Source organism: Levilactobacillus namurensis (assembly GCF_032197885.1).
Classification (GTDB): Bacteria; Bacillota; Bacilli; order Lactobacillales; family Lactobacillaceae; genus Levilactobacillus; species Levilactobacillus namurensis_A.
On the sequence record NZ_CP134159.1, the window covers coordinates 90426 to 117161 of the forward strand.

25 protein-coding genes and 3 pseudogenes are annotated in these 26736 nt (G+C 54.6%); 14 read left to right on the forward strand and 14 right to left on the reverse strand.

Annotation, left to right across the window (positions count from 1 at the left end):
- Positions 1-102: 102 nt before the first annotated feature.
- Positions 103-630, forward strand: a pseudogene (locus RIN67_RS00385) (DapH/DapD/GlmU-related protein).
- A 16-nt stretch (positions 631-646) separates the two neighbouring features.
- Positions 647-1394: pseudogene (locus RIN67_RS00390) on the forward strand (SDR family oxidoreductase).
- Positions 1395-1526: 132 nt separating this feature from the next.
- Here the strand turns inward: RIN67_RS00390 and RIN67_RS00395 are convergent.
- Positions 1527-2858, reverse strand: a complete 1332-nt coding sequence (locus RIN67_RS00395) for a dihydrolipoyl dehydrogenase family protein (protein WP_265000136.1) — start codon at positions 2856-2858, stop codon at positions 1527-1529.
- 108 nt (positions 2859-2966) lie between these two features.
- Positions 2967-3383 carry a zinc-ribbon domain-containing protein gene (locus tag RIN67_RS00400; RefSeq protein WP_265000135.1) on the reverse strand — a complete coding sequence of 139 codons (417 nt, stop codon included), beginning with the start codon at positions 3381-3383 and terminating at the stop codon, positions 2967-2969.
- 150 nt (positions 3384-3533) lie between these two features.
- Here RIN67_RS00400 and RIN67_RS00405 point away from each other — a divergent pair, with 150 nt between their 5' ends.
- Together RIN67_RS00405 and RIN67_RS00410 are read left to right on the forward strand one after the other, a co-directional pair.
- Positions 3534-4055, forward strand: a complete 522-nt coding sequence (locus RIN67_RS00405) for a GNAT family N-acetyltransferase (RefSeq protein WP_265000134.1) — start codon at positions 3534-3536, stop codon at positions 4053-4055.
- A 115-nt stretch (positions 4056-4170) separates the two neighbouring features.
- Positions 4171-5052: an aldo/keto reductase gene (locus tag RIN67_RS00410; RefSeq protein WP_147000003.1), complete on the forward strand. Its 882-nt coding sequence runs from the start codon at positions 4171-4173 to the stop codon at positions 5050-5052.
- An 85-nt stretch (positions 5053-5137) separates the two neighbouring features.
- Here RIN67_RS00410 and purH read toward each other — a convergent pair whose 3' ends face one another.
- Genes purH through RIN67_RS00425 form a run of 3 tightly spaced genes read right to left on the reverse strand, consistent with a single transcriptional unit; the run spans position 5138 to position 8323 of the window.
- Positions 5138-6667, reverse strand: coding sequence for a bifunctional phosphoribosylaminoimidazolecarboxamide formyltransferase/IMP cyclohydrolase (gene purH, locus RIN67_RS00415; RefSeq protein ID WP_265000133.1), 1530 nt, complete (start codon positions 6665-6667; stop codon positions 5138-5140).
- A gap of 30 nt (positions 6668-6697) precedes the next feature.
- Positions 6698-7243, reverse strand: a complete 546-nt coding sequence (locus RIN67_RS00420; protein ID WP_265000132.1) for a phosphoribosyltransferase family protein — start codon at positions 7241-7243, stop codon at positions 6698-6700.
- Positions 7244-7246: 3 nt separating this feature from the next.
- On the reverse strand, positions 7247-8323 hold the full coding sequence (locus RIN67_RS00425) for a guanine permease (RefSeq protein WP_107739055.1): 1077 nt from the start codon (positions 8321-8323) through the stop codon (positions 7247-7249).
- A gap of 232 nt (positions 8324-8555) precedes the next feature.
- Between RIN67_RS00425 and RIN67_RS00430 the strand changes: the two genes are divergently transcribed.
- Both RIN67_RS00430 and RIN67_RS00435 read left to right on the forward strand, forming a co-directional pair.
- A complete protein-coding gene (locus RIN67_RS00430; RefSeq protein WP_265000131.1) occupies positions 8556-9398 on the forward strand; it encodes a metallophosphoesterase family protein in 843 nt (280 codons plus the stop codon).
- A 655-nt stretch (positions 9399-10053) separates the two neighbouring features.
- Entirely contained in the window at positions 10054-10191 is a 138-nt protein-coding gene (locus RIN67_RS00435; protein WP_156652548.1) for a hypothetical protein, read from the forward strand.
- A 101-nt stretch (positions 10192-10292) separates the two neighbouring features.
- Here RIN67_RS00435 and RIN67_RS00440 read toward each other — a convergent pair whose 3' ends face one another.
- Positions 10293-10790, reverse strand: coding sequence for a zeta toxin family protein (locus RIN67_RS00440; protein WP_265000130.1), 498 nt, complete (start codon positions 10788-10790; stop codon positions 10293-10295).
- Positions 10791-11055: 265 nt separating this feature from the next.
- Positions 11056-13278, reverse strand: a complete 2223-nt coding sequence (locus tag RIN67_RS00445; RefSeq protein WP_265000129.1) for a KxYKxGKxW signal peptide domain-containing protein — start codon at positions 13276-13278, stop codon at positions 11056-11058.
- A 452-nt stretch (positions 13279-13730) separates the two neighbouring features.
- Here RIN67_RS00445 and RIN67_RS00450 point away from each other — a divergent pair, with 452 nt between their 5' ends.
- The 3 genes and pseudogenes from RIN67_RS00450 (at position 13731) to RIN67_RS00460 (ending at position 17634) form a co-directional block, all read left to right on the forward strand.
- On the forward strand, positions 13731-15677 hold the full coding sequence (locus RIN67_RS00450; RefSeq protein WP_390894565.1) for a heavy metal translocating P-type ATPase: 1947 nt from the start codon (positions 13731-13733) through the stop codon (positions 15675-15677).
- Positions 15628-15969, forward strand: a complete 342-nt coding sequence (locus RIN67_RS00455) for an ArsR/SmtB family transcription factor (protein ID WP_265000128.1) — start codon at positions 15628-15630, stop codon at positions 15967-15969. Before RIN67_RS00450 ends, RIN67_RS00455 begins: the two co-directional genes overlap by 50 nt.
- 177 nt (positions 15970-16146) lie before the next feature.
- Positions 16147-17634, forward strand: a pseudogene (locus tag RIN67_RS00460) (MFS transporter).
- A 269-nt stretch (positions 17635-17903) separates the two neighbouring features.
- Here the strand turns inward: RIN67_RS00460 and RIN67_RS00465 are convergent.
- The 4 genes from RIN67_RS00465 to RIN67_RS00480 form a co-directional block, all read right to left on the reverse strand.
- Entirely contained in the window at positions 17904-18257 is a 354-nt protein-coding gene (locus tag RIN67_RS00465; protein ID WP_265000153.1) for a type II toxin-antitoxin system PemK/MazF family toxin, read from the reverse strand.
- Positions 18258-18264: 7 nt separating this feature from the next.
- Complete coding sequence (locus tag RIN67_RS00470) at positions 18265-19194, reverse strand: IS30-like element ISLpl1 family transposase (RefSeq protein ID WP_313825885.1); 930 nt, start codon at positions 19192-19194, stop codon at positions 18265-18267.
- 103 nt (positions 19195-19297) lie between these two features.
- On the reverse strand, positions 19298-19549 hold the full coding sequence (mazE, locus tag RIN67_RS00475) for a type II toxin-antitoxin system PemI/MazE family antitoxin (protein ID WP_056943994.1): 252 nt from the start codon (positions 19547-19549) through the stop codon (positions 19298-19300).
- 140 nt (positions 19550-19689) lie between these two features.
- Positions 19690-20250 (reverse strand): hypothetical protein, encoded by a 561-nt coding sequence (locus RIN67_RS00480; protein ID WP_264999538.1) that lies wholly within the window; start codon positions 20248-20250, stop codon positions 19690-19692.
- A 461-nt stretch (positions 20251-20711) separates the two neighbouring features.
- On the opposite strand from RIN67_RS00480, the gene RIN67_RS00485 reads away from it, so the two are divergent.
- Positions 20712-20873, forward strand: coding sequence for a hypothetical protein (locus RIN67_RS00485; protein ID WP_162832743.1), 162 nt, complete (start codon positions 20712-20714; stop codon positions 20871-20873).
- 217 nt (positions 20874-21090) lie between these two features.
- A complete protein-coding gene (locus RIN67_RS00490; protein WP_264999539.1) occupies positions 21091-21918 on the forward strand; it encodes an N-acyl homoserine lactonase family protein in 828 nt (275 codons plus the stop codon).
- Here the strand turns inward: RIN67_RS00490 and RIN67_RS00495 are convergent.
- On the reverse strand, positions 21907-22446 hold the full coding sequence (locus tag RIN67_RS00495) for a TetR/AcrR family transcriptional regulator (RefSeq protein WP_264999540.1): 540 nt from the start codon (positions 22444-22446) through the stop codon (positions 21907-21909). The genes RIN67_RS00490 and RIN67_RS00495 overlap by 12 nt on opposite strands.
- 154 nt (positions 22447-22600) lie before the next feature.
- Between RIN67_RS00495 and RIN67_RS00500 the strand changes: the two genes are divergently transcribed.
- Positions 22601-23209, forward strand: a complete 609-nt coding sequence (locus RIN67_RS00500; protein WP_264999541.1) for a sugar O-acetyltransferase — start codon at positions 22601-22603, stop codon at positions 23207-23209.
- A 107-nt stretch (positions 23210-23316) separates the two neighbouring features.
- On the opposite strand, the gene RIN67_RS00505 is transcribed toward RIN67_RS00500, so the two are convergent.
- Positions 23317-23772, reverse strand: a complete 456-nt coding sequence (locus RIN67_RS00505; protein ID WP_264999542.1) for a GNAT family N-acetyltransferase — start codon at positions 23770-23772, stop codon at positions 23317-23319.
- A gap of 256 nt (positions 23773-24028) precedes the next feature.
- Between RIN67_RS00505 and RIN67_RS00510 the strand changes: the two genes are divergently transcribed.
- Positions 24029-24532, forward strand: coding sequence for a hypothetical protein (locus RIN67_RS00510; protein WP_264999543.1), 504 nt, complete (start codon positions 24029-24031; stop codon positions 24530-24532).
- Positions 24533-24635: 103 nt separating this feature from the next.
- Here RIN67_RS00510 and RIN67_RS00515 read toward each other — a convergent pair whose 3' ends face one another.
- Positions 24636-25739, reverse strand: a complete 1104-nt coding sequence (locus RIN67_RS00515; protein WP_264999544.1) for a family 20 glycosylhydrolase — start codon at positions 25737-25739, stop codon at positions 24636-24638.
- Between the two features lie 295 nt (positions 25740-26034).
- On the opposite strand from RIN67_RS00515, the gene RIN67_RS00520 reads away from it, so the two are divergent.
- Positions 26035-26736: an ABC transporter ATP-binding protein gene (locus RIN67_RS00520; RefSeq protein ID WP_264999545.1), complete on the forward strand. Its 702-nt coding sequence runs from the start codon at positions 26035-26037 to the stop codon at positions 26734-26736.

The window sequence follows — 26736 nt, forward strand, 5'->3', positions numbered from 1 at the left end:
AAGTATGCTTTTTACCTATACAGAAGTATACAGCATAGGTCTTTTACATAGCACTAAAACGCCCGTATACTGAACGACATTCAGTACAAAAGGAGCGAGGGTATGGTTAGTCAAAAGCTATCACAAGCGGAAATTGCGGCCCAACAAGCCGTGATCGATCAGAATCAACGGCTGGTCCAACGGCTCAACACGGGGCAACACGATGCAGCGGAGATTCGTCAACTGGTCAGTGAAATCATTGGCTAACCCGTGGATGTCTCGGTGGATATTCGGTTGCCGTTCTTCACGGACTTCGGTCGGCGATTAACGTTAGGTAAACGGGTCATCATTAATGACCAGGTCCAGATCACCGACTTAGGAGGGATTCACCTGGCCGACGACGTGTTGATTGGCCCGGGGGCGTCATTAATCACGGTGAACCATCAATTGGACCCTGCCCACCGCCATGATTTGATGGTCGCCCCGATTACCATCCAGCAAAATGCCTGGGTCGGGGCCAAGGCCATCATTTTACCGGGTGTCACCATCGGACGGAACGCCGTCGTGGGGGCCGGAGCGGTGGTCACCAGGGACGTCCCGGCCGATACGGTAGTGGCCGGAGTGCCAGCTAAAGTGATGAAGACGATTTAAAAGGAGAGGATATTATATGAGTGTTCAAGATAAAGTGGTTGTAATTACGGGGGCGTCCAGTGGGATCGGGGCCGCAACGGCGAAGTTACTGGCGTCTCAGGGAGCGAAAGTCGTCTTAGGTGCGCGGCGCCAAGACCGACTGGAGGCTTTGGTACAGGAAATCGGCGATAACGCGCGCTACCAGGTAACGGACGTGACCCATCGCCAGGAGGTCCACGACCTGATTCAACTGGCCGTGGACCTCTACGGCCGGGTCGACGTGTTGTATAACAACGCGGGAACCATGCCCCAGGGGAACCTGAGCGACCGGGACTACGCGAAGTGGGAAATGATGCTCAACGTAAACATCATGGGTGTCTTGAACGGCATCGGTGAGGTCTTGCCCGTAATGCAGGCTCAACGCGATGGCCTGATTATCACCACGGATTCGGTTGCTGGTCACGTGGTCTATCCCGCTTCGGCTGTGTACAACGGGACCAAGTACGCCGTCCGGGCCATTATGGAAGGTCTGCGACAAGAAGAAAAGGGCCACGGCATCCGGTCAACCATTGTGTCCCCCGGTGCCGTCCGGACGGAGCTGGTCAATACGATTGGCGACCCCCAGGTCAAGCAAGCGGTGGGCCAGCTGATGAACAGCGACCAGGATAGCGGATTGGCGTTGGATCCCGAAGACGTGGCCCGCGCCCGTCCTATTTGCCATTGACCAACCCAAGCACGTCGCCGTTAGTGAGGTCTTGGTCCGGCCAGCGGACCAGGAAGTCTAAGCATAATGGCCGCGTAGACGCAGCCTCAGGAGCACCCCAAGAGCTTGGTCTCTTGGGCAAGTTATGGCTTAGCCACAGAAAAAATCCCGCTGCTAAATAGCAGCGGGATTTTTTGACAGTCACGATTTTGTTTTAGGCCCGGTGCCATGCAGCGTAGCCTAGGGTCGGGAAGATCCCCACTAATTGACTGACCTGGTCGGGGTCTAGCTGGTAGGTGATGGCGGGCAATAGGGCGTTGATGGCATCAGGGGCGTGGTCGCTGACCTCAGTCGCGCCAACCAAGTGGCTCTGGTCATCGTGAATTTGGAGACTCTGGGCGATGGGCTCGCGGTCCAGCTGGTAGTACCAGTAGTGGGCCAGATCGTTTTCACTGACGGTGTCACCTTGCTCCTGGGCTTGGGCCACAGTTTCGCCGACCTGGGCGATTCGTGGTGAGGTGAAGACCACCGACGGCATCGCGGGGACCTGCAAGGCTGCCGTAGTCTGACCGGAGAAGCGCCGCATCAGGTACTTGGATTCGTAGGTCGCCACGGGGGTCAGCTTGGGCTGTCCGGTGGCGGCGATATCCCCGGCCGCGTAAATATTCGAGATCGCGGTCTGGAGGTACTGGTTGACCGGGATACCCGCAGGTCCGGCGGTCAAGCCGACTTGGTCTAAACCTAAGTCGGCCACGTTTGGGACCCGGCCCGTGGCGTCTAGGATCCAGTCGGTGGTCAGGTGTTGGTCGTGGCCGTAGGTGACTTGATACTGGTCGCCTTGCCGGGCGAAGGCCTGGACGTTGGCGGTAGGGATGAAGGTTACACCGCGCCGTTTAAGATCGGCTACCACCAGTTGCACGTAGGGCTGGTAGAAGTGCCGCAGAACGGTCTGGCCGTGCAACATGATGGTCACGTCCGCCCCGGCGGCGTTGGCAATCGTGGCGAATTCTAGGCTAATGTAGCCCGATCCAATGATGGTCAGGTGCTTGGGTAACTGGGGCAGATTCAAGAAGTCACTACTGTCGTGCGCCAGTTCGGTTCCCGGAATGTCCAACCGGTGGGGCACCATCCCGGTGGCAATCACGATATTTTGGGCGGTGTGTGGGACCCCGTCAACTAAGACTGTGTGGGCGTCTTGGAACTGGGCGTGGCCGGTGAGGACCGTCGCGCCGGCCTGAGTGAGCTTACGTCGGAGGTCGGCCGGTTGCGGGTCAATCACGGCCTGCTTATGGGTCATGGTGTGGGGCCAATCAATGGTCAAGTTCCCCTGGAGCATGTTTCCCAGATGTTCGGCGTTACGGGTGGCCATCACGGCTTGGTCCAGGGCGATTTTGGCGTTACAGCCCCGGTTGGTACAGGTCCCGCCAATCAGGTCTTCTTCGACCACGGCAACTTTGACTCCTGTGGCCGCTAGGGGGGCGGCCCCATCGTGGGCAGCGTGACCGGCGCCAATGTACAGGACATCGTATTCGAAATTTTCAGACATAAGCAATTCCTCCTGTCACTAGCTTACCCTTTAAATTTAACGAATTTTATCCGGAAACGCAAAGAAGCTGTCCCGCCGGTGAGGGGGGACAGCTCGTGGTAACTAGGGTTATGTCCGGGCGTCGAATTGGTGACCGCACTTGGGACAGGTGACGCGGACGTGGCCGTGATGGCGGGGAATCCGAATCCGCGCCTGGCACTGGGCGCAGCGGAAGAACTTGTAGTGCCAGTGTTGGGTCACTTGGTACCGGAGACGTTGGAACGGGCGAATCACCGGTAACCACACGCGTTCGAACCCGCGGTTGATGGCGACTTGCCGGTAGATTTTCCGGGAGAAGAGGCGCCAGTAGGTCAAAACCAACAGGACGATGGCGGCGAGGATCAACCAACCCGTCCGGACGAACAGACTAACGATCAGTAACGCGAGAGCCAAGTAATTCATGAAACGATTTAAGTGGTCATTTTGCCCGTACCGACCGACCATGAACCGCTGAAGTCGGTAGAGCCATTTAGAATGCGGACGCATAGCGAAGTTCCTTTCTGCAAAGAATCAATGGCTAATCCTACCATATTTCGCCGGCCCGGACAATTAATCGTCCGGGGTCGTAGGGACGCGTATAATGGAGGGTAATCATCAGTCGCGTCAATGACGGCGCGGTAAAAGGGGGACGAAGCAATGATAGCAGAAACGGACCGCATTCAGGTAAGACCCTTGATTGAAGCGGATTTAGCCGACTACCAGCGAATCCTGCGTATCCCGGCAATGGCGGTGGCGAACGGATCACCGGTCGCCACGGCACCGGACCTTATGGCCAACTGGTTTGAACAGGACCGCCATAGTCCGTTTGCCTTCGCAGTGATCGACCGGGCGCACCGCCGTTTCGTGGGAGCGATTTTTTATTATCAGCATGAAGGCCCCGCGCAGACGCGCCCCGTCGGAACCTACGACTTGGGGTACTTCCTGGACCCCAACATGTGGGGGAAGGGCTTGATGCCCGAGGCCGTGCAGGCCAGCTTTGACTTGGTCGTTCGGGGGACGGCCGGGCCGGTGACGCTCTGGGCCGATTGTCTGACCACCAATCACCGTTCACAACGGGTCTTGGAGAAGTTAGGCTTTGTTCCCGGCCAGCCTGGGGTGGTTCAGAATCCCGGGGCCGATGCGGTGGCGGTCAACTGGTTCAGTAAGCAGTTGGACTGACGACGGGACTGTTTCACGTGAAACACGGCGGGAGGGTCGACGAATCACTAGGTAAGCGGATACAAAAGGCGTAAACTAAAGCTTGTTTAATCCTAAATTGAGGAAGTAATTAGCGATGACAATGCCAACTTTTGAATTAAGTCACGGAATCAAGATTCCCGCCGCGGGTTTCGGCGTCTTTCAGGTCGAAAACGGCGGGACCACTAAACAAGCGGTCCTGGATGCGTTAGCGGCCGGGTACCGACTGATCGACACCGCACAGGCTTACGGCAACGAAGCCGAAGTCGGCGCCGCGCTGAAGGCCTCCGGGGTGCCCCGGGCGGACCTCTTCGTGACCACTAAGGTCTGGGTCAGCTCGACCGGCTACCAGGAGACTAAGCAGGCCTTCGAGGACTCGTTGCGCAAGCTCCAACTCGACTATCTGGATCTGTACCTGATTCACCAGCCCTATGGCGACGTGTACGGGTCCTGGCGGGCGTTGGAGGACCTCTACCAAGAGGGCAAAGTACGGGCCATTGGGGTCTCCAACTTCTACGCTGACCGGTTATTGGATCTGGCGCAACATAACCTGGTGATTCCCCAGGTCAACCAGATTGAGATCAACCCGTGGTTCCAAAAGGACGCGGAACTCGACTGGCACCAGAAGTTAGGGGTCCAAGCTGAAGCCTGGGCACCATTTGCGGAGGGACGCCACGACCTGTTCACGAACCCGACCCTGCAAGCTATTGGCGCATCCCACCACAAGAGCGTCGGCCAAGTGGTCCTCCGGTGGTTGTATCAACGGGGCATCGTTAGCCTGGCGAAGACCGTGCACCCGGAGCGCATGGCGGAGAACATCGCCATCTTCGACTTCACCCTGACGCCGGATGAGATGACGCAGATTGCGGCGCTGGACCGGCACGAATCGGCCTTCTTTGACCACCGCGACGCCAGCACCGTCTTGGACTTAGGGGGCGGGATGCCCCAGGTTCCCGGGTCAACGGGGAATCGCGAGTAACCACGAGCTTTATCGATTACTAAAAAGTCACCCACGCACCAGTCTTGCGACTTGGTCCGTGGGTGACTTTTTAGGCTCGCGTGCGTTAGTGCCGGAAGTGGCGGTGGTGGGTGAAGACTAGGGCGATGCCGTGGCGGTCGGCCATGGCGATGGAGTCCTTATCGCGGATACTGCCACCGGGTTCGGCAATGACTTTGATCCCGTGTTCTGCGGCGTATGCCACGCAGTCGTCCATGGGGAAGAAGGCGTCGGAGACCAGCACGCTTTGGTCGTAGTGGTCCTTGACTTCCGCCTTGTTCACGGCAATCTTGAGGGCGTCGATCCGGTTCATCTGACCGGGGCCCACGCCCAGCGTTTGCGTGGCGGTGTTGACCACGATGGCGTTGGATTTCACGAACTTGATGGTCTTTAAGCCAAATTCAATCGCCTGGAGTTGAGCAGCCGTGGGTTGGGCCTGGCTGACCACCGTGAAGGTCTGGGGATCGTCCACGACCGTGTCGCGTTCTTGGCGTAAGAGTCCGCCGCGAATGCTGACCAACTCGGCGTCTTCTGGGTCGGTCGCGTGGGTGAAGTCAACGGTCAAGAGGCGCAGGTTCTTCTTCTTAGCCAGGATGGCGTAAGCGTCGTCGTCAAAGGCCGGCGCGATGATGATCTCCAAGAAGAGCTGGTGCATCTTGGTGGCCGTGGCCAGGTCGACCGGCCGGTTCAAGACGATGATGCCCCCGAAGATGGACATGGAATCGGCCGCGTAGCACTCGTCCCAGGCGGCTTCGAGGGTCGTCGCCGACCCAACGCCGCAAGGATTCATGTGCTTTAAGGCGATGACCGTGGGGGCGCTAAATTCGCGAATCAACCCCAGCGCGGCGTCGGCGTCCTTAATGTTGTTGAAGGACAGGGGCTTGCCGTGAAGTTGGGTGGCCGCCGGAATCGAGAACGGGGCGGGGTGGACGTCGCGGTACAGCGTCGCTGACTGTTGCGGATTTTCCCCGTAGCGCAAGGCCTGTTCGCGTTGGTAAGTCAACGTCAGGGTGTCCGTGTCAGCCGTATCCGTCAGGTAGTTAGCAATCAGCGCATCGTATTGGGCCGTGTGGTGGAAGACCTTGGCCGCTAGGGCTTTGCGGAAAGCCAGGTCGTCCGTGTGGTCCTGTAAGGCCGTGGTGACCGCCGGGTAGTCGGCGGGGTCACTGACCACTAGGACGTCCGGGTAATTCTTAGCGGCGGCGCGAATCAACGAGGGGCCGCCGATGTCGATTTGTTCGACGGCCGCGGCTAGCGTCACATCGGGTTGGGCGATAGTTTGCGCGAACGGGTAGAGGTTAACGCAGACCAGGTCGATGGGCGTAATCGCGTGGTCGACTAGGGTCTGCTGGTGGTCGGGATTGGCGCGCTTGGCTAAGATGCCCCCGAAAACCAGTGGGTTGAGGGTCTTGACTCGCCCGTCGAGGATCTCGGGAAAGTGGGTGACGTCTTCGATGGGCGTCACCGGAACGTTGGCGGCGGCCAGGGCTGCCTGGGTCCCGCCAGTTGAGACGATTTCAAAGTCTTGGTCAATTAGGTGTTGGGCGAACGCTACGATGCCCGTTTTATCAGAAACGCTTAACAGTGCACGACGCATAAAGGGAAAACCTCCTTGGATGAGTACGGATCAACGAGGAAACAGGGGCAGTTCGGCGAGAAATTGGATGTCGTCCCGGTCGACGGCGGCCCCTTCGGCTAAGATGGCCAGTTGGCCGACCACCTGGGCCCCGGTCCGTTCGACCAGTGCCTTGGCCGCCTTAAGGGACCCCCCACTGCTGATGACATCGTCCACGATGACCACGCGCTTATCAGCCAGCCGTTGCGCGTCGGCCCCGTCTAAAATCAACTTCTGGGGGGCGCTGGTGGTGATGGCGGTCACGGGAATCTCTAAGGGATGCTGCATGTAGTCCTTCTTGGATTTACGCAGGACCACGAAGTGTGGGTGGTTGGTCAGCCGGCTGAGCTCTTGGGCCAGCGGAATCCCCTTGCTTTCCATGGTGACCAGGTAATCAAAGTCGGCCGGGACCCGTTGAGCCAGGGCTTGGGCGGCATAATCAGTAAGCTCCGCGTCGCCTAAGAGCACGAACGAGGCAATGGCTAAGTCGGGACTGATTGGAATGATTGGCAGTTGGCGGGTAATTGGCCCGACCTGTAAGGCGTAGGTTGCGTCCATGGTTTAGACCCCCAATCCTAAGAGTGGCAAGACGAACTTCAATACGGCGCCGGAGAGTAAGCCGGCAAACGGGTCAACGATGGCGGTGACCACTAGGGTGATCGCGGCGACCGTGCTCCCCGAGCCTTGGAGGGCCGTGGCGGCGTTGGCCGGGAAGATTACGGCCACACCTAAGATGAACAGGAACCCGGCAATCGATGCGCTGGGCACGAATTTACCCAGCTTGGCTAGCCAGCCTAGAGCCAGAATCGCGGCCATGATCAGCATCATCATGATGCCGGCCACGACGGGTTCGGGTGCGCTGGCTGTGGCGGAAATGATGGTTTCCACCGGAGCACCCCCCAGTAAGCTGGTCCCCATGTCGGCCAGGGCTTGGGTCCCAGTCAACAGGTTCAGGTCAACGGGGTTAGGCTTCTGCCCCGTCATCTGGCCGGTGATCAGGCCGTAGGAGATGTTCGCGCCGATGTTCAAGCACGCCAGACTCAAGGCACCCCGTAAGACCGGCAGGCTAAAGGTCGGCTTGGTGAAGATGAAGCGCCGGGCGGTGACGTGTTCGGGCAGGACCATCTGGTAGTGTTGGATGAATACGGCGGCCAGACTGGCGCCAATGACGGAGATCACGATGGTCCACACCAGGTCTTTGGTGATCAGGTAGACCGCGGCGGCCAGGGCAATCGAGACCCAGCCGGTCAAGGCCTGTTCCTTAGCCATGGTCAGGGCAATCTTGGCCAGCATGATCCCCACGCCGGCCATCATTCCGGCCATGATGTTGTTGCCCAGGACGTCGACGATCTTGGTCAGGGTCCCCGTGACCCCGATGATCAGCATGATGATCGAGCCACCCAAGATGATGGACGTCCGCTCCCGTAAGTTACGCCCTAGCTTCCCCGTTAGAGCCAGCGATTCGGCCTGAAAGGACAATGGGGCGACGGACCCGAAGACGCCGTTGACGGCTGAGGCGAAGATGAACGAAAACATGGTTGGAAAAATGGCGAAACCTAAGGACATGGCCATGATTCCTTGTGGAATGCCGTTTAAAACGACGCCGATGGCCGCTAATAAGTCGGTTAACCAGTGCATATTGCTCCCCCTTGTGACAATATTGTTCGTATTTCAACTTGATAGTACCAGCTATCACCGAATAAAGCCACCTATATTTTTAAAATCACGAACACTTTTCATTAACGTTTTAATAAATAGTCGGTCGGGAGTTGGGAGACATCAAACGGTTAACCAGTTGGCCAGCCGCGAATCAGTGCGGAGGAAGATGGTATAATAGCCACAGAATTGAGATGGAAAGGGTGGCGCAGTAATGCACAAAATTGCGGTTATTTCTGACGTTCACGGTAACGTTACCGCACTTCAGGCGGTGATTGACGATGCCCATCGCGCGGGGTGTACCGACTTCTGGTTTTTAGGCGACCTCTTTGTCCCCGGGCCGGGAGCCCACGACCTGTTGGCGCTGTTGGATGCACTCCCGATTACGACTTACGTGCGGGGGAACTGGGAACACGGTCTGATCGAAACTTTAGACGGGGAAATCGACACCGGAGATCCCAGCGATATCTACGAGGTCATCATCGACGATTACGTCGCCAGTCAGCTGACAGCCGCGGAGATTATGCGGATTCGCCAGCTGCCGTTGGTGGAAACGCCCGTGGTTGATGGGCTGCACTTCCAGGTTAGTCATAACCTTCCCACTAAGGATTCCGGCCACACCTTACAGCCCACGGGGGACCAAGCCGCCTTTGACCAATTGGCTGGCGACCAAGCGGACGTGGTGGTTTACGGTCACGTGCACCATCAGTTGTTCCGCCAGAGTCAGGCGGGGCAGTTCATCATTAACCCGGGGACCGTGGGGATGCCCTTCCCGCATTGGTCCCGCTTTGCGACTGATTTGCGGGCCCAGTACGCGATTCTGACCACGCACGGCCCAGCCATGCCCGACGTGGACTTTCGGAAGGTCACCTACGATGCGGAGGCCGAGATTGCTTTAGCCCGGTCCCGGCACTTGCCCTATGCGGACCTTTACGCCCAACAGATGCGGACCGGAGCGGTGCATACACATGACTTACCGGTACTTGAGCAGGCCACTCGGGAGTTGGGATACGGGCCACGGCTGCGGGCAATTATTCGGAAGTATCCTCGGCAGTAAGGATGGGATGCTGGATGGTAACTGGTCTCTGATTGAGATTAGCGGAAATACTAGTAAAAAGGCCCTAATTAGTTATTAATAACTAATTAGGGCCTTTTATTAATAATAAATTAAGCAGCTTGAACTGATTCTGTTTCACGTGGAACAAAAAACGACGCTGCGCAGAACGCAACGTCGTTAGTGGTGAGGTGCGGCGACCTTCGGAACGCTTGCGCGCCGATCGCGTACCCCCACCGTGGTTTGGCACCATCGAGTAGTATCGCATGGGACCGGTGGGAAGTCAACCCTAATCGAAAACCGGACGGTTATAGGACCCGTTAAACCATCCGCGGGCGTTATCAATCAGTCCAGTTGTCAGTTGCGTTTCTCAGTGGCGGTACCTATGCTTGAGGGACAACAAAGGGGGCTGGAATCATGGAACCTTGGTTTAAAATTTCAGTCGTATTACTCGTCGCCTTGTGTGTGATTGGGTTAATGACCGTCTTGTACCTAATGATTACGGGAATCCTTTATCTATTCTAAGTCGCTGTCAATCAGGTTGGCCTGGGGTCGCGAGTAGGCCCATAAGGTCAAGGGGCACCACAAATCAGTCGGGTCGTCAGTTGTGTTTTTCCCAGGAGGTGCGTATCTTGGCGCTGAAGGGAGGCATGTTTTTATGATGACCTGGCGCAACCGTGCCGTGACCGGCATCGTCACCGTGAGCTTAGTCGGGCTCTTGGGGTTAGCAGTCAGCTTATTGCTGTTCTTGCTAGGCCTGGAGACCCCTGCGGTCGATCTTGACCAGTTGCTTTAAGGGCCACCAGCGGGAGTCGCAACGTGGGTTGCGGCCCCCTTTTTAGAAGGCGCGGCTTGAAACCCGCGCAGCTGTTGGGAACGCGGAGTTACAAGGGGACTTTAGTTGGTGAGGTGATAGCTATCCTGCATAATCTGGGTGTAAAAACTAGCGGTGTCACCATCTGCCAGTCGGCGGTCATGGGGACTTAAATAATCATGTTCCCGCCACCACCTTTTTAACTCGCTTGTCGAAAAGGGATGCGCTTTGTTTTGATTATGGTCAACCGTTAAGGCAAAGGGAACATCTAAATAATAGACCAGGGTACGGTCCCGATAGTGATTAACCAGGTTCTCTAACATTTCACCGTAAACGTCTTTCCGCAAGATACCTTCTAAAATCACGATTTTATCCTGCTGGAGCCCCCACTTGACCAGGGACTCAATTAAGCTAATCGCAGGTGTTCCCTGCAGGTCATTGGCGTGGAGGATATCTCGGCGGAGAACGTCCTGATGAAGTAAAAGACAGGTTTCGTAACCCCAATGTTGTTGCAACTTATTCGCTAAAACGGTTTTACCACTACCAGAGTTTCCCCTGATCAGGATAAAGATAGGTTTCAATTTACCAACTCCTACGTGATGTTATGGTTCCGCTCAATTTCCCCTGTGAGTCACAGCGGGGACTGATGTTTCTTATTATAGGGTACAAAGGGTCCAACTGGTAAGGCGGGTGATGACCGCAGTCTGCCCTTGACTAAACAAAGGAAAAGAGTTTGGGCGTCTGGTCCCAAACTCTTCTCGGATGATTTTTCGGCGGCCCTAGGTCATAACGGACCGCTTTTGGTGCGGTGATGCAATGGTGACAAAGGGTTGGTCTGTTAGCTAATTAATCGTGTTTCCGTGTGCCCCCCGCTAAGCCGATAGCGGCTAACAGGCCAAGGATACCGACTAAGATGGGACTCATGGATGACTTCTCGTTGGTTTGCGGCAAGGCTTGATCGGTCTGTGCCGCACTTGGCGTCAGCGTGGCGGTTTGGCTAGTCGTCGTGGTGGTCTTAGTCGCCAGTGGCGTTGCAGCGGGTGCCTGGTGAGTTGCCGTACCTGTGACCTTTGCGGCTTGGCCGTTAGAGTTGAGGACGGCCGGGCTTTCCGAAGGCGTCACTTGGTCGGCTTGGGCCGATGGTTCTGGCGCGACCGTAGCACCGTCACCGCCAGTTACTGGTGTTTCCGGAGCTACTGGCGTTTCGGGGTCGACCGGTGTTTCAGGGTCAACCGGTGTTTCGGGGTCGACTGGTGTTTCAGGGTCAACTGGTTTATCCGGGTCGACTGGTTTGTCGGGGTCAACCGGCTTATCCGGATCGACCGGGTTCATCTGGTTGATGACCTTGAAGTAGACGAAAGCCGAGTACTTGGTACCGTCTTGCGGGGCAACCGCAATCAGGTAAGTGCCACTCTTGAGATCTGGATTGGCAGCCTTAAAGTGGAAGGTTCCGTCCGCGTCTTGGGTGATGGTGAAGTCCGCTGCGGCATCTTCAGCCGCAATGGTGTTTCCGTCCGCATCCTTGACCCGCATCAGTTGTGAGGAGACGTTGCCGTACTTGAAGTTCAGTAGGTTAAGGGTCGGCTGGGTGGTCTCACCGGTTACCAAGTCTTGCAGGCCGCTGATGACGCCCGTCGTCGGGTCTAGCGTATCGTCGTCGGCCGTCAGGGTAAACGTCGGACCGGTCAGACCTTGGTTGTTCCCGTTATACATCTGACCATCACCCTGAATTCCACTGGTGAAGTGGTTGCCCCAGTAGTAGACCTGCTTAGGGTTCTGCAGGGTCGGCAGGTCGCCAGTGAAGCTATTATTGTAGACCCAGAGCCATTTGATGGTGTTCAGGTCGGGTAACGTCCCGGAGAATTGATTATTGTCCAGGTAAGCGGAAATCAGGTTCTTCCCCAGAGCGTCAATGGTGCCGCTAAGGTGGTTGTTGCTAACCGTAATGTACTTCAGGTTATCCAGGTTGAGGTTCTCAATACCCCCGGTCAGTTGATTACCGCCTAGGTCTAGCGAAACTAGGTCGGGGAGGTAGCTGACATCCGGAATGGTCCCGGTCATTTGGTTATTGTTGAGGTAAACGTACTGGAGTTTCGGATAGTTGTGCAGGTCCGGTACGGTTCCCGGTAGATTCTGGTAATTGATCCGGAAAAGCGTGATCTCGTGGTTTTGACTCAGGTACTTGTCCATGAACTGGTTGATCGTCATGTTCCAATCCGCTGCGGTTCTACCGGACCAGACGGAGAGCGATAACTGCGTCAGGTGGGGCGCAAAGGACAAGTCAATCATGGCGTCGGGATTAATGAAGTTGGTAGACAGGCTAAACGAGGACATCTGGGTGAATTTTTCCAGTCCGTCCATGCTTTGAATGATCCCGGCATCCGGGGAGTCCACGTAGTCCGTGGTGAATTGTAAGTTTTGGTCTAAGAACTGGTACAGGGTGGCGTCACTAACGTTTAAGCCCGCCGGTGTTTGAATCGTGTGCCGGATACTATCCTTCACGTATTCCCGTAAGGCGGCATCGGGCATCCAGACCGTGGCATCGGTGTCGGCAACCGGCGCGTCCTTAAGGGCGTCGGTGCTGGTTTCCGGTGCGGTGGTGGTGTCATCTGGCGTGGGTGCCGGCGGCGTGGTGTCATCTTCTGGCGTCACGGTATCGGTGACGGGAAGAGCGTCGGCCTTTTCATCAGGGGTGGTCGGTGCTGGATTCGTCACGGGTGCAGCCGGCGTATCTGCTTGGGGCTTGGTTGGCGTCGGGGCTGGGTTTTCGGTGTTCTGGTCGGTCTCAACGGGCGCCGGGGAGTCCGCGTCAGCCTTGACGTCAGCATCGTCGGTCGCATCTGCTGGGAGCTCCGTGGAGTTTTCGGTGATCGTGGTTGGCGTCTGCTGATTTGTTTGGACCAACTCGGAAGCGTCGGCCTCTGGCGTCGTATCCGCCTGCGCGGTGGTCTCAACACTCACGGCGCCCAATCCTAAGGTCAGAACTGTGACACAGGCATAGAGCCAATGCTTACCTGCTTTATAACTCTTATAGTGTTCCTTTTTTTGACCAATGTATGCGGGTTTCATGGTAAGTTCCTCCTCGTGGTCCCAATCCCTATAAACGATTTGTGGGCTTGCTGGCTGTGCGGTCTGTCGGGCCGGTTAATTAGTGGTTGTGGCCCATTAATTGACGGTTGGTTAAATGATTGCTATCCACAATGGGAAAAGTGGACAAATAGATTACACCCATACTGTACCATATGTGTAAAAAAACACAAGCTTAATGTATACGATTTCAATAATTATTTTATAACGAAGAATTTATGCAGAATCAGGGCAGTCAAAAGACCGCAACTTGTATATTTTAGGTTAGGTGAGTAACCTCATTAAGTCCCGTCTGATAGGATTGATTGGCTAAAGCTGAGATGATTGAAGCCGTCTGATTGGGGGGGATGGCACCACCTTGACAAGGGGAGCGTCCCGTGATATGTTTAATTTAACATATGAGCATACATAAATATGAAAGTGAGGCGTTGATGATGAAGAAGCGATTAACCGCTCCCCAGACTTGGTACTGGTTGGGCCTGGTTCTGTTTTTAGTCAGTTTTGTCCTGCCTCAGGCGGCCCAGGCCGGCGGGTTCTTGGTGGCGGCGGTCTTGGCCGGCTACCACATTGTCGGGGAGGGCTTTGCCCACACCTATACGGCCTCCAAGGAACAACGGCGTTTCGTCCCTAACGTACACCTGTTGATGTCGTTGGCGGCCGTGGGGGCGGTCCTGATCGGCCACTTCGAGGAAGCCACGTTACTGATCCTGATCTTTGCGGGGGCTCACTTCCTGGAAGGGTACGCCGAGGGGAAGAGCAAGCGTGAAATCACGGCGTTGTTGGCCATGAATCCCGTGGAAGCCCGGCGACTGACGGTTGCGGGAACCGTCGACGTGGTTCCGGTCGACCAACTTAAAGTGGGTGACCGGGTTCAAGTCCTAAACGGCGACCAGGTGCCAACGGACGGCCAGGTGGTCGCGGGACAAGCGACCCTCAACGAATCGTCGATCAACGGGGAAAGCATTCCGCGTGAGAAGGGCCCGGGCGACGTCGTCTTCGGGAGCACGATCAACGGCGCGACTGCCTTTGAAATGGTGGTCACCAAGGATAGTCGAGACACGGTCTTTGCCAAGATCTTGGCGCTGGTAGAACAATCCCAGACCACCCTGGGCAAGACGGCGACCCGGATCGAGAAGTTCGAACCAATCTACGTGCGGACGGTCCTGGCGCTGTTGCCCGTGGTACTCTTGGCCGGGCCGCTGGCCTTCCAGTGGTCGTGGTCGTTGACCCTGTACCGGACGGTGGTCTTCTTGATTGCGGCGTCGCCCTGTGCTTTGGCGGCTGCGGCGGTTCCGGCGACCCTCTCCGGCCTGTCGAACTTAGCCAAGCGCGGCGTCCTGTTCAAGGGGGGCGCCTACCTGACCCAGTTGGCCGAACTCCAAGCCGTGGCCTTCGACAAGACCGGGACCCTAACGGTCGGTCGTCCCGAGGTCACGGACATCTACTTCACGGACGCGGTTGACCAGTCGCACCTGGTACCCATCCTGAAGTCCATGGAAGCCCAGAGTAATCACCCGTTGGCTACGGCCATCGTGACGGCCTTCGCTGACGTTCCCAGCGTCCCGGTCACGGTGACTAATGAACTGGGGAAAGGCATCTACAGTCAGGTGGCTGGCCAGAAAATCGCCATTGCCAAACCCACTAGTTTTGCCCACCTGACACCAGATTTTCAAACCCGGATCGACCGGTTGGCGCAAGCGGGGAAGACCGTGGTCGTCGTGGCCGTCGATGACCAGCCCCAAGGCTTGTTGGCGTTGATGGACCTGCCGAACCAGGCTGCGGCCCACGCCATCGACTACTTCCAGGACCACCAGATCCACACCACCATGATCACGGGCGATGCCCAGTTGACGGGGGAAGCGGTGGCTCGCCAATTGGGCATCGACGAAGTTGCGGCCAACGTCTTACCGGAAGATAAAGCGGCCATCGTTCAGCGCCTGCAACGGACTTACCCCGTTACGGCAATGGTCGGCGATGGGGTGAACGATGCACCAGCCCTAGTCACGGCCGATATCGGCGTGGCCATGGGGGACGGGACGGACGTGGCCATCGACGTGGCGGACGTGGTCTTGATGCAAAACGACCTGGCCAAGTTAGCGGCGGCCCACCAGATTTCGGTCAAGTTGAACCGGGTGGTCTGGGAAAACATTATCTTTGCGATGGCAGTCGTGGTACTCTTAGTAGGATTAAACTTTATGGGCCTCGCCAATATTACCTGGGGCGTGGTGCTGCACGAAGGCAGTACCTTACTGGTCATCTTGAACGGGTTACGGCTGTTGCTGATGAACCCCACGCAACCCCAGGCGCCCGTTCGAACTAGGAGTGAAAACATTGTCCAAAGAACATCTGTTGGCCGCCGCGGCGGTCCAGCTACCCGATAATCAAGAACTGACCCCGATTATTGCCATCTTCAAGGCGGTCAGTGATCCTACCCGGTTGAAGATTCTCCTGCTGATTGCGGATCAGGCGTTTAGCGTCAATGAAATCGCTGAGCGTCTGGCCATCAGCCAATCGGCCATTTCCCATCAGCTCCAGACCCTCCGCCAACTCAACTTGGTGGAAGGGGTCCGTCAGGGCAAGGAGATTCACTACCGGTTAACGGACCGGCACATTATCGACATGTACCAGTTAACGGCCAAGCACGTTCGCGACCAGCAATGGGGCGTGCAGTAGCCACCCCTAAAAGGCACCGACTCCACAGAGGGGCGGTGCCTTTTGAGGCTGGTGGCGTGATTGACAAACGGTTCCCGTAGCTCTAACATTTTAAGAATGTGACGATTAGGTTTCACAACTGACTGGGTCAACTAGTCAGGGTCATCACGGGAATCTACATAAGAGGGGAAGCTTTAGATTGTGAGTCATCAACGTAAGTTACTGATTACCTGTGCGCTGTTACTCTCCAACGCCATGGCCGGGTTAGACGGAACCATTGTCAACACGGCGCTGCCCGCCATCGTGAGCGACCTGCACGGGATTCAGTATATGGGCTGGATCGTGGCCATCTTCCTATTAGGGATGGCGGTCGCCACGCCGTTATGGAGTAAGTTCGGCGAGAAAAAGGGAAATAAGGTGGCCTACATCACCGCGACCACCACGTTTGCGGTGGGCGCCTTGTTCCAAGGACTCGCCAGTAACATCACCTGGTTCATCATCGCCCGGGGCGTCATGGGCCTGGGGGCTGGTGGGATGAGCACCATTCCGTTTATCATCTACGCACAGCTCTTCCAGAACCTGAAACGCCGGGCGCAGGTCATCGGGGTCACCTCCGCCAGCTTTAGTACCGCGTCCATCATTGGGCCGCTGTTCGGGGGCTGGATCGTGGACACCTTCAGTTGGCACTGGGTGTTTTACATCAACCTGCCGCTGGCGCTAGTGTCGATTCTGATCGTGGCCCTGTTCTTCAAGAGTCACCTGCCGCGAAATCAAGCGGCCGTTGACTACCAGGGGGCCGCATTGATGGTCTTGGGCTTAGTGGCCATCCTGGTCGGCATCCAATTATTAGGGTCCGCACCGCTCTGGGCCACCGGCGCATTGGTGGTCGTTGGCGGCCTCCTGCTGTGGCGGATGCACCACGTGGAGGCGCAAGTCAGCGACCCCATCGTGCCGAACCGGTTGTTCCGGAATGGTAAATTAGTGGCGGACCTCTTGATCTTCGCGTTCCTCTGGGGTGCGTTCGTGGCCTTTAACATCTACGTCCCCATGTGGGCGCAAGGTATCATGGGCCTCAGCGCGTTGATTGGGGGGATGACCTAGATTCCGGGGTCCGTCGCCAACTTCTTCGGGTCCGAACTGGCGCCGGCCGTCCAGCCTAAGATTGGCCGGTACGGCGTCCTGGTGATGGGGACGGCGACTTTTCTGATCACGTTCGTGGGGATGAGTTTAGTCGGTCACACCGCCAGTTACGCGTTTCTCTTGGTGATGGGCGCCTTCAACGGGTTCGGGATTGGGGTCTGCTTCACGACCCTGCAAGTCGCCGTTCAGAGTGACGTGGCCATGACCGATGTCCCGATTGCGACCTCGTTCGCCTACCTGGTCCGCATCCTGAGCCAGACGTTCATGTCATCGATCTACGGGGTCATCTTGAGTCAGGCCCTGGCGGCCGGAGTCCGGGCCAACCACGGGCACATCACCATGGGGATGCTCAACCAGTTGAGCAATTCCCAGACGGCGGGCAATCTGCCCACGGCCTGGCTACCCAAGATGCGCTTGATTCTGTTTACGGGAATGCACCACATCATGTTAACGGCGCTGGGCTTGGTTCTGGTGGTGGTCATCTTACTGGCAGTGCTCCTCAAGCGGCAGCACGCAGTCAAGGGGATGGCGGTTAAGCAATCCTAATTAAAAAACACTAAGCTTAGCGGCACAGAAGTAAAGCAACTTGGTTATTGTCCAGGGGTCGTAAGGCTTGGGCTTCTTGATGACGGGCGCATTATCGATCAATGTCATATTAGGGCGACCGTTTGTATTGGTTGAAGAGCCAGAAGTGGCTATAGCGCTCGAAGACAGCTAATTCGCAACAGTGACGAAAGCAAAACGGACGAGAAACCGAATTGGGGTTTCTCGTCCGTTTTGCTTATTTACAGGCTAGTTCACGTCACAGTCTCTTGCTAATGGTTATCGAGCTGGATCACTAATCGTATTTTATTTTGGATTTCTTCTTTTAAATCCTTTGGTAGGCGTTCTACAAACTGCCAATCTCTCTGTACGTAATCAAAAGATTTTAACTGTTCCGTATATACCGTTCCGTCTATTTTGGTTCTTTTATCTAAACTCACATGCAAAGGGTAGTCTTGACCGTTGAATTTGCCGTGTGATATAGGGACAACCCACACAAACGGTGAAGTCATCATTAACTGATTGTTACTAACAACCACGGCTGGTCTTCTTTTTTGGATTTCTACTCCGGCGGATGGATCAAAATCAATGTAGATAATATCGCCATTCTTTGGTATATGGTAGATTGCAAATTTAATCCGAATTTTTGGACAAATTGGTCAGCATAACCTGATACGGTGTTTTCCAGTCAAGTATTTTAAGCGGTCGCTGGTTAATTTGGAGTAACGTCGTCGTTAAATCTTGAGCACTAATGTGCTCAAAACGAGTCCCCTTAGGATAAAAATAACGTAAATTCCGATTAAAGCGTTCATTACTACCACGTTCAGCTGGCGTATAAGCATGACAGTAATAGGTCTTAATACCATATTGTGATTCAAATGATACTAGCCCACTAAACTCAGTACCACGGTCCACAGTAAAACTGTGCACCGGTCCATTAAAAGTGGTTAGGAACTTAGTCAGTGCTTCATTAACACTCGCTGTCGTTCGGTCCTTTAACCGATATGCCCAAAGGAACCGTGATTTTCGATCGATTAAAGTTAATAAAACTGCCTTACTATGCCCACGAGGACCAACGACTGTATCTAGTTCAAAATCGCCGATGCGATTACGTTGATTAATCATCATGGGACGCTGTTCAATTGATCGCCCCAAAGATTGATTATATTTGGATCGTTGGTCAACGTTACGCCGTTGGCGTACGCCATGTTCAGGTAGATCATTCAAGGAGAAATCAATTCTCCCCTGATTTAGCCAATTATAAATAGATTTAGTAGCTAGTTTAAATTCGTGAGCAATCATTCCTGGTGACCAGCTTAGACGTAAATGGTTGAGAATTTTTTGCTTTAACTCATCGCTCAGCTTAGTTTTCCGACCACATCGTGATCGCTTGTATTCGGCATCTGTTTGTGCTAATTCAGCCTGATAAGGTTGACATCGAGATAATTCATAAGAAATTGTTGACGGTGATCGGTTCAGCCGAACGCCCATTTGGATATTGGACAGCCCTAGTTCACAAAAGGTTTCGATTTTAATTCGTTCGGAATAGGTTATACTAGACAAAAGATCAGCTCCTAAAAGATGGGTTTGTGGTAAACACCATTTTAAAGGAAGCTGATCTTTTTTGTCCGAACAGCGTTCGGATTAATTTTACAATCTACCATATCTACCATAGTTCTTCTCCTACTGGTTTTGTATTTTCCCAGTCATTTAAATCATCTGCACGTTGATAAGTACCGTGCCAATCTCTAAACAAGTCGTCTAAAGAAGTAGCAATCTGTTTTGAAGGCTTGAGAATCAAATCACCATTCTCCCTTTTCTCAACTCGGTACTTAGTTCCTGGCGTAACTGCCAAGTTACTAGGGATTGTGACGACGATGGAATTCCCCTGTTTGCGAGCTTTTACATATTTTTCCATGGTCTTAGCCTCCATTCCAATAACTACTTAGATTATACCATCTGTGAATACACTTGTGAATACATACATCGTTGTTCTGCACCGATAAAAAAAGCGTTGAGCCAATTTGCTCAGCGCTTTTTGGTTACAGCCGATTCAGGTTAATTGGCTTTTTCGATCTTCCCCGTGGCGATCGGTAGGGTGACGTGGGCGTCGTAGGTCCCGACTTCTCCCGCGACCGTGTCTGGTAACGTAAGACTTTGGGGAACCCCGTGAATGTAGATGACCCGCTTGTCGAGTTCCAGGTCATCCGTACCGAAGGCTTCCTTGAATTTGGTTTGAAGGGCTGCTAGCGGAACGGTGATGTCGTAAGCGAAGTGGCCCTGAGCATCGGAGACCGGGTAGGTGTCGTTGGGGATGTTCATGGCTTGCGGTGCGCTATCGAAAGGCACCATGGTGGTTCCGGAGACCGCTTCGGTTTCTGGTAAGTCCACGAAACCATCGTGGTTGGCATCCTGTGCCATGGTGGCGATTTGCGCAGCTTGTCCCTCTGGGAAACCGTGGAAGTGTTCCCAGTGTTGGGTGTTGGCCGGGGTATCGAACATCTCAATGTGAATGGTGAGTTGGTCCGCATCCTGGGTGAACGTGGCTTCACCGTGAGCGCAAGTACCAATCCCGTCAGCGTTTAACGGCACGATCTTCGCAACGTATGTTTGAGTCATTTAAAATTCCTCCTTAGTTCCGTCTTAAACGGTTCCAGTATAGCGGCTTCAATCAGTTGTGTAAAAGATAATGGCTTATGATATAACCTGTTTCACGTGAAACAAATTGGAAATGAGCCCACCACTGAGTTAGCGGCGTCAGGACTGGAAGCGCTAGTGGGGATTGGGAGTATAAATATTTTCATAAAGGGGGCTGATTTTCCAGGGGGTCTATTGTATAATCGCGATGACGCCGGATTAACGGGCGATGACCAGCCACGGGTGGGGGCGAACGCAACAAAAGTGCTAATTGCGTTCATAATTGATTTAGCAAAGCATTAACCCTGCGAAACTTTTGGAATCAGGGTATTCTGGGGACAGATAGGCCAAGGGTTCCTGCCATGTACCACGCCAGCGGGAATGCCGAGTTCTCACCGACCCTGAAGACAATGTACCTGTGGCTTTAGTTGAGGAGGATGGATATGCAGACGTTTGAGATTGGTGACCAAGTCAAGCTCCCGCGGCCCTACCAAGGGGTCGTGGGGACCGTGATCTACTACGATGGCCCCACGGAACGCTTCTTAGTCCGCATTGGGGTGGAACAGCAGTTGTATTTTAGTGCCGAACAGTTGACGTTAGCTTAAACTGAATGCCCATCACCACTTAATGGGTGATGGGCATTTTTAGTCAATAAATTTGTCGCGAGTTTAGACGAGAACCAATTTGGGGTGGTCTGTCCCTTACGAGACGGTCGAGCGGAAATCTGTCTCATAAGGGACAAATTGGCAAAATTTGGGGCTGGAAGCTGGTTCGAATAGTCCCTATTCTAGAGACATTCTATAACATTAGCGAGGTTTTTCTATGACAGCCCAAATTAAGATTCACGTGTTGCATACTGGATTGGTCAAAGTCGACCGGGCGTTACCTTTTCACGGCCTATATCGAAATCCATTAGCTTTTACGGGGTTATTTCGTTCCGAACGTAATCAAGTGACGTTACCCGTTTCCAGTTACTTGATTGAGCATCCTCAAGGGTTGGTCCTGATTGATACGGGCTGGAACAGGATGGTTCGTAAAAGTAATTGGCGGGAATTGGGGCCACAAGTTCAAATCAATACCGGATACCTCCCCGCGGGGTGGGCCGTTGATGAGCGGTTAGCGGCGTTAGGGTATCGTCCCGAGAATTTAGACTTGGTTCTATTGAGTCACTTACATTGTGATCATGTCAGTGGTCTGAAACACGTCAAGAATGCGAAGCAAATCTTAGTTTCGCAACCAGAATGGCGAGTGGCCAACCGCTTGCCAATGGTTTATCTGCCCCATGAATGGCGAGGCGTCGACGTTCAGACTTACGACTATACTAAAAACGGGGTGGGTCCCTTTGGGGAAAGCTACGATGTTTTTGGTGACGGCAGTCTTTTACAAGTGCATACGCCCGGCCACGCGACGGGGATGTCGGCCACATTGGTTCGAGGACGGGATGGCCGCTATGTGTTATTGGCCGCCGACACCGGATATTCTAATGATTCGTGGGAGAAGATGCTGACGCCAGGAATCTGCACCAGTCGTAAGGACGCGATTACGTCACTAGGCTGGGTACGAGAAATGGCGCATCACCCGAATTGTATCCAAGCATTAGCTAACCATGATCCACAGACGGATCAGCAAATTCTAACGTTACCCGTTTAGGACGTTTTTGGTCATCCGATTCATGAAAGTCGCAATTTGGTCTTCATGCCCGTGCTTTAAAGCCCAACTGATGGCCGTTAGGGCGCTGTGAGCATAGAAGTCTAAGATGAATTCACGAGGAACATCGAGACTGATTTGTGGCCAAAGGTGATCGAGATGGTCCTTTAAACTGGAGAGGTAGCGCTGGTTTAAATCTACCGACCTGGTATGCACATCCAAAAGGGTCGTAATGCGGTCGGCGTCTTGAGCTAAACCCTGGTAAAGGTTAATCAGAAGTTGATCTTGTTGAATACCAACCATGCGCGTGGCTAATAGCTGGTCAAATTTAGCGGCCTCCTGAGTCACTAATGCGTCTAGTAACGCATATTTGTCGGGATAGTGGTGATAGAAGGTGCTCCGGCCGACCATTCCTGCCGTGCAAATATCATTGATTGTGATATTGGAAAATGGTTTATGTTGCAACATTTTGATAAACCCAAGTTGAATATCATTTTGGGTACGGCGTACGCGTAAGTCTTCCTGATTCATGGGGCTAGTCACCTCCAATTCAGTGTTTAAACTTAGTTTAGCCGGAATGACCAGATTTAAAAAGGGAAAAGCAGATTAGGGGCTAATTTCTTTTGCATGGAAGCGCTTAAAGTGTGATACGCTAAACGTAACACCTTTAAAGGAGTGGATTGCGATGACGTTAACCCTAGACGAAAAGTTTGCTTACATGGCCACGGGACAACCCTACAACGATTTAGATCCTCGCTTGGAAGACCTCCGCGACCAGGCGACCCAGAAGACGGACGCGTTGAACCGGGAACCCCGGATGGCCAAGAAGGCCCAGTTGTTTCAAGCGTTAGTCCAGCACGCGGGAGTCGACCCCATCATCAACCCGAACTTTCGCTGTGAGTTTGGCCGCAACATCTCAGTGGGCGACCACTTCTACGCCAACTACGACTGTGTGATCCTGGACGGGGCGCCCGTGACGATTGGCAACCGGGTGTTGTTTGGCCCTAAGGTTGGCCTGTACACCAGTAATCACCTGTTTGCGGCCAGTGAACGGCCCACGGGGGGCTGCATCGCCAAGCCGATTACGGTCGGGGATAATTGCTGGTTGGCTGCCAACGTGAGTGTGACCCCGGGCGTGACCATTGGGGCGAACACAATCATCGGTGCCGGGAGCGTGGTGACCCACGATATTCCCGAAAATGTAATCGCGGCGGGCAATCCCTGCCAGGTCTTGCGCCCCATCACGGATGCTGACCGGACCGGTTTTGACCCCACCAGTTCGCAGTGGCCGTAATGCGGTGAACGAGCGACTAACGCTACAGAATAATATGACAAAAAGCGTCAGGTGACCACTCTGGATGAGAGAAGAAGTGGTCACCTGACGTTGTTTTTGTTATTGGTTTAGTCTTGCTGGGTTAAGGGCAACACCATATCCAGGTGTGGAATTCCGGTTTCGAGGTACACGTCACTGACCGGTTGAAAGCCTAAAGTCGCATAAAAGGATTGCAGGTAGGCTTGGGCCTGAATGTCGATCTGGGTGGCCTGAGGAAAGTGAGCCTTGACGGCGGCGATGGCGGTCGTGACCAATTCGCGCCCGGCGCCGTTTCCTCGGGCAGCTTTGGCGACCACGACACGGCCAATGCGGACGTGGTCCTGTTCGGGAATCAATCGGGCGTAGGCCACTAACTGGCCCTGGTCGTCAGTCCCTAAAAGGTGGGTGGCGGTTAGATCCGCGTCATCGACTTCTTGGTAGTAACAGGTTTGTTCGACCACGAACACGGCCGTCCGTAAGCGGTAAAGGGCCCAGAGTTCGTGAGTGGTCAGTTCGGGGAATGTTTTGGCTTGATAAGCGACCATTGGAAAAGACTCCTTTTTAAATAGTTATTAATACTTATGCTATTAATAATAGAGTGGATTTAGTCATACCACGTTGCGTGGTTTAAGGCTGGCCAATCTTATTGTCGGTAGCAGTAACGGTATCCTAAACCTATGCTAAAACGTGATGCGCACAAATTCAACGCCAATTAAACCGGTGGCGTGACGTAGAAGACATTCTAAGCCAATAAATCATTTAACCGTGGTATAATTCTTATTATGCACTAAGGAAGGTTAGGTGAACAAGATGCAAAAGTGGCAACGAATGAGTCTGCTAGGACTGGTCACCGCGAGTTTCATGGGTCTGGGCGGGGGCACCGGAACCGCGCAGGCCGCCCAGCGCACGGTGGCGACGTTTCCCAAGAGCTTGCGGGGGACTTGGTACACCTATGACAGCCACCAGTATTATCGGACCCGGATTACGGCGAAGACCATCACGGTCAACGGGACCACGGGACACCTGCATCCCGTGAAGGCCGCCGGCACCAACGTCCAATCAGATTGGGTTCAGGCGACCCCCGTTACCTACCGGGGCGAGCACTGGATCAACGTCCGGGGTTGGTTCCAAGCGGCCGGGAGCGGCGATGATTACCGCAAGGTCACGCATACGCTTAAGGGCAAACGTCACGCTGCGCTCCAGTACGCCAGTGGGGCAGTATTTAAGACCAGCACTTATGGCTACCGTAGCAAGGCGCTGGCGAAGACCTACGCCCACCACTACTATGCGGGCGACCGGCATTAGCGAAACGAAAAATCAACCATCATTAACGAATACCGCCCTTCCAGGCGCAGACGCCGGTGAAGGACGGTATTTTTGACGGTTGATCGCATGTTTTTGAGGTGGCCTAAGCGTGCTGGAAGTACGTGGTCAAGAAGGGCTTGGTCTTTTGGAGCACCTGCTTTTGAGAGTAGGTCTTCCGTCCGTCACCCCAGATGGAAATGGCCGATCCCAGGTTACGGGAACTGGTGGCTAAGCTCTGGTGGTTGGTCTTGTCCCAGACTTGGCGCGTCCAGTTTTGCGTCAGGTCGCGTTGCCAATACCGCACGCTTTCGGCGGTAAACGTCTTGGGCCGGGTGATTACGTAGAGGTACCAGAAGTTGGCGTTGATTGTCTGGAAGCCGGCCTGGTTGAGCTGAGGTAAGGTCGGCCGAATCTGTCGGTGTGCCCGAATCGTCTGGGCGTTGTCGGTCTCGCCGTCGTAGCTCCAGTAGGTCACCAGGATGTTGTGGTCGATCCGGGGTAAGTCGGCGCGCATTAGACCGTCGTTCCACATGGTGGTCCGTAGGTGCTTGCTGCGCAGGTACCGGTTCAACCCGTTGGTGTAGCTGACCGTGGCGGGTTGGTGCGGAGCCGTGGTGGCGCTGTATTCGTCGCCGCCGATGCCGATGTGTTGCCCGCGGTATTGCAGGCCGGTGTATTCACTTAACAGGGCCTTCACGAAGGGTAAGGTCTTTTTCGAATGCAGGGTCAGCTCGTTACCGGAAGTGATGGTCTTAGCCAACTTGCGGTTAGTCGCACTCCCAGTCTTCATCAGCTTGATCAACGCCTTGGTGTGGCCGGGCGTATCGATCTCGGGAATGACCTCGACTTGCCGCTGGTGGCCGTAGACGATTAGACTGCGCAACTGGCGTTTACTCAAAAAAGCCAGCTTGGTCTTGCGGTTATAGTATACGTCGCCCCGTTTGCGGGCCGCCTTGACGGTCTGGCCCAGGTGCGCGTTCTCCACGCCGAACCGGGTGTCGTCGGTTAGGTGTAGTTGGAGAAACGTCCCACCGCCGCGGTGGGTGGTGGTGATTAACTGTTTGATGGATGAGACGGAATAGTATTGCCGTGCGGCGTCTAGGATTAAGCCCTTGGCCGGCCGCTTGATCGCAGCTTGGGCGGACTGGGGTGCCCAGATGCCTAGGAGTAACGAAATCACGAGCAGCCCTTTTAAGAATTTAGCCACGGGACCTTCCCCCTAACGATTCAGATTAATTACTTTAAATATAGAGTTTTGGGGTGGGTTTGGGAACTGCTTTGCTCGATAAATTTTATAATAAGCGGGACTCGGCTTAGGTGGGGGGTTAACCGCCACGGTTTTCGGGGGTACGGGCCTGGCAACGGGTACGCAAACACTGGGCGCAAAACGCACAAGAATTGCGTTAAGGGGTGGGGAACATGCTAAAATATACCTATTACTACCCGAATTGACCGTGGGGTAGTCCTGAAAATGTAACCGAATACATAGAGGAGGTTTTAGCGTGGCGTATATTGAAGTGGCCCACGAGACCCGCCAGTTTCAAAACGGCGACCAGACCACGGTCGCGAACCGCGACATTAGTTTTACTGTGGAACAAGGCGCGGTCGTAACGATTCTGGGTCCCAGTGGTGCCGGAAAATCGACATTGTTAAACATTTTAGGGGGGATGGATTCGCCCACCAGCGGGAGCGTCAAGATCGATGGGACTGACATCGCCCATTTTTCACCCAAACAACTCACGACCTATCGCCGGCAAGCGGTCGGCTTCGTCTTTCAATTCTATAACCTGATTCCCAACCTGACGGCCCGGGAGAACGTTGAACTGGCCTCGCAGATCACCCACGACGCCCGGGACGTGACCCAGACCTTGACGCTGGTGGGGCTCCAGGATCGCGCGGCGAACTTCCCCGCCCAATTATCCGGTGGGGAACAGCAACGGGTCGCCATCGCCCGAGCCGTGGCCAAGAATCCCAAGCTCCTGTTGTGTGACGAACCCACGGGGGCCTTGGATTACCAGACGGGTAAGCAGGTCCTCCAGGTGATTCAAGATGCGGCCCGGCAGACGGGGACCACGGTGATCATCGTGACCCATAACAGTGCCATCGCGCAGATGGGCGACCAGGTGATTCGAATCAACGACGCCCAGATTCAGTCCGTGGTGACCAACGACCATCCCACGCCGGTGGCCGAGATTGAATGGTAG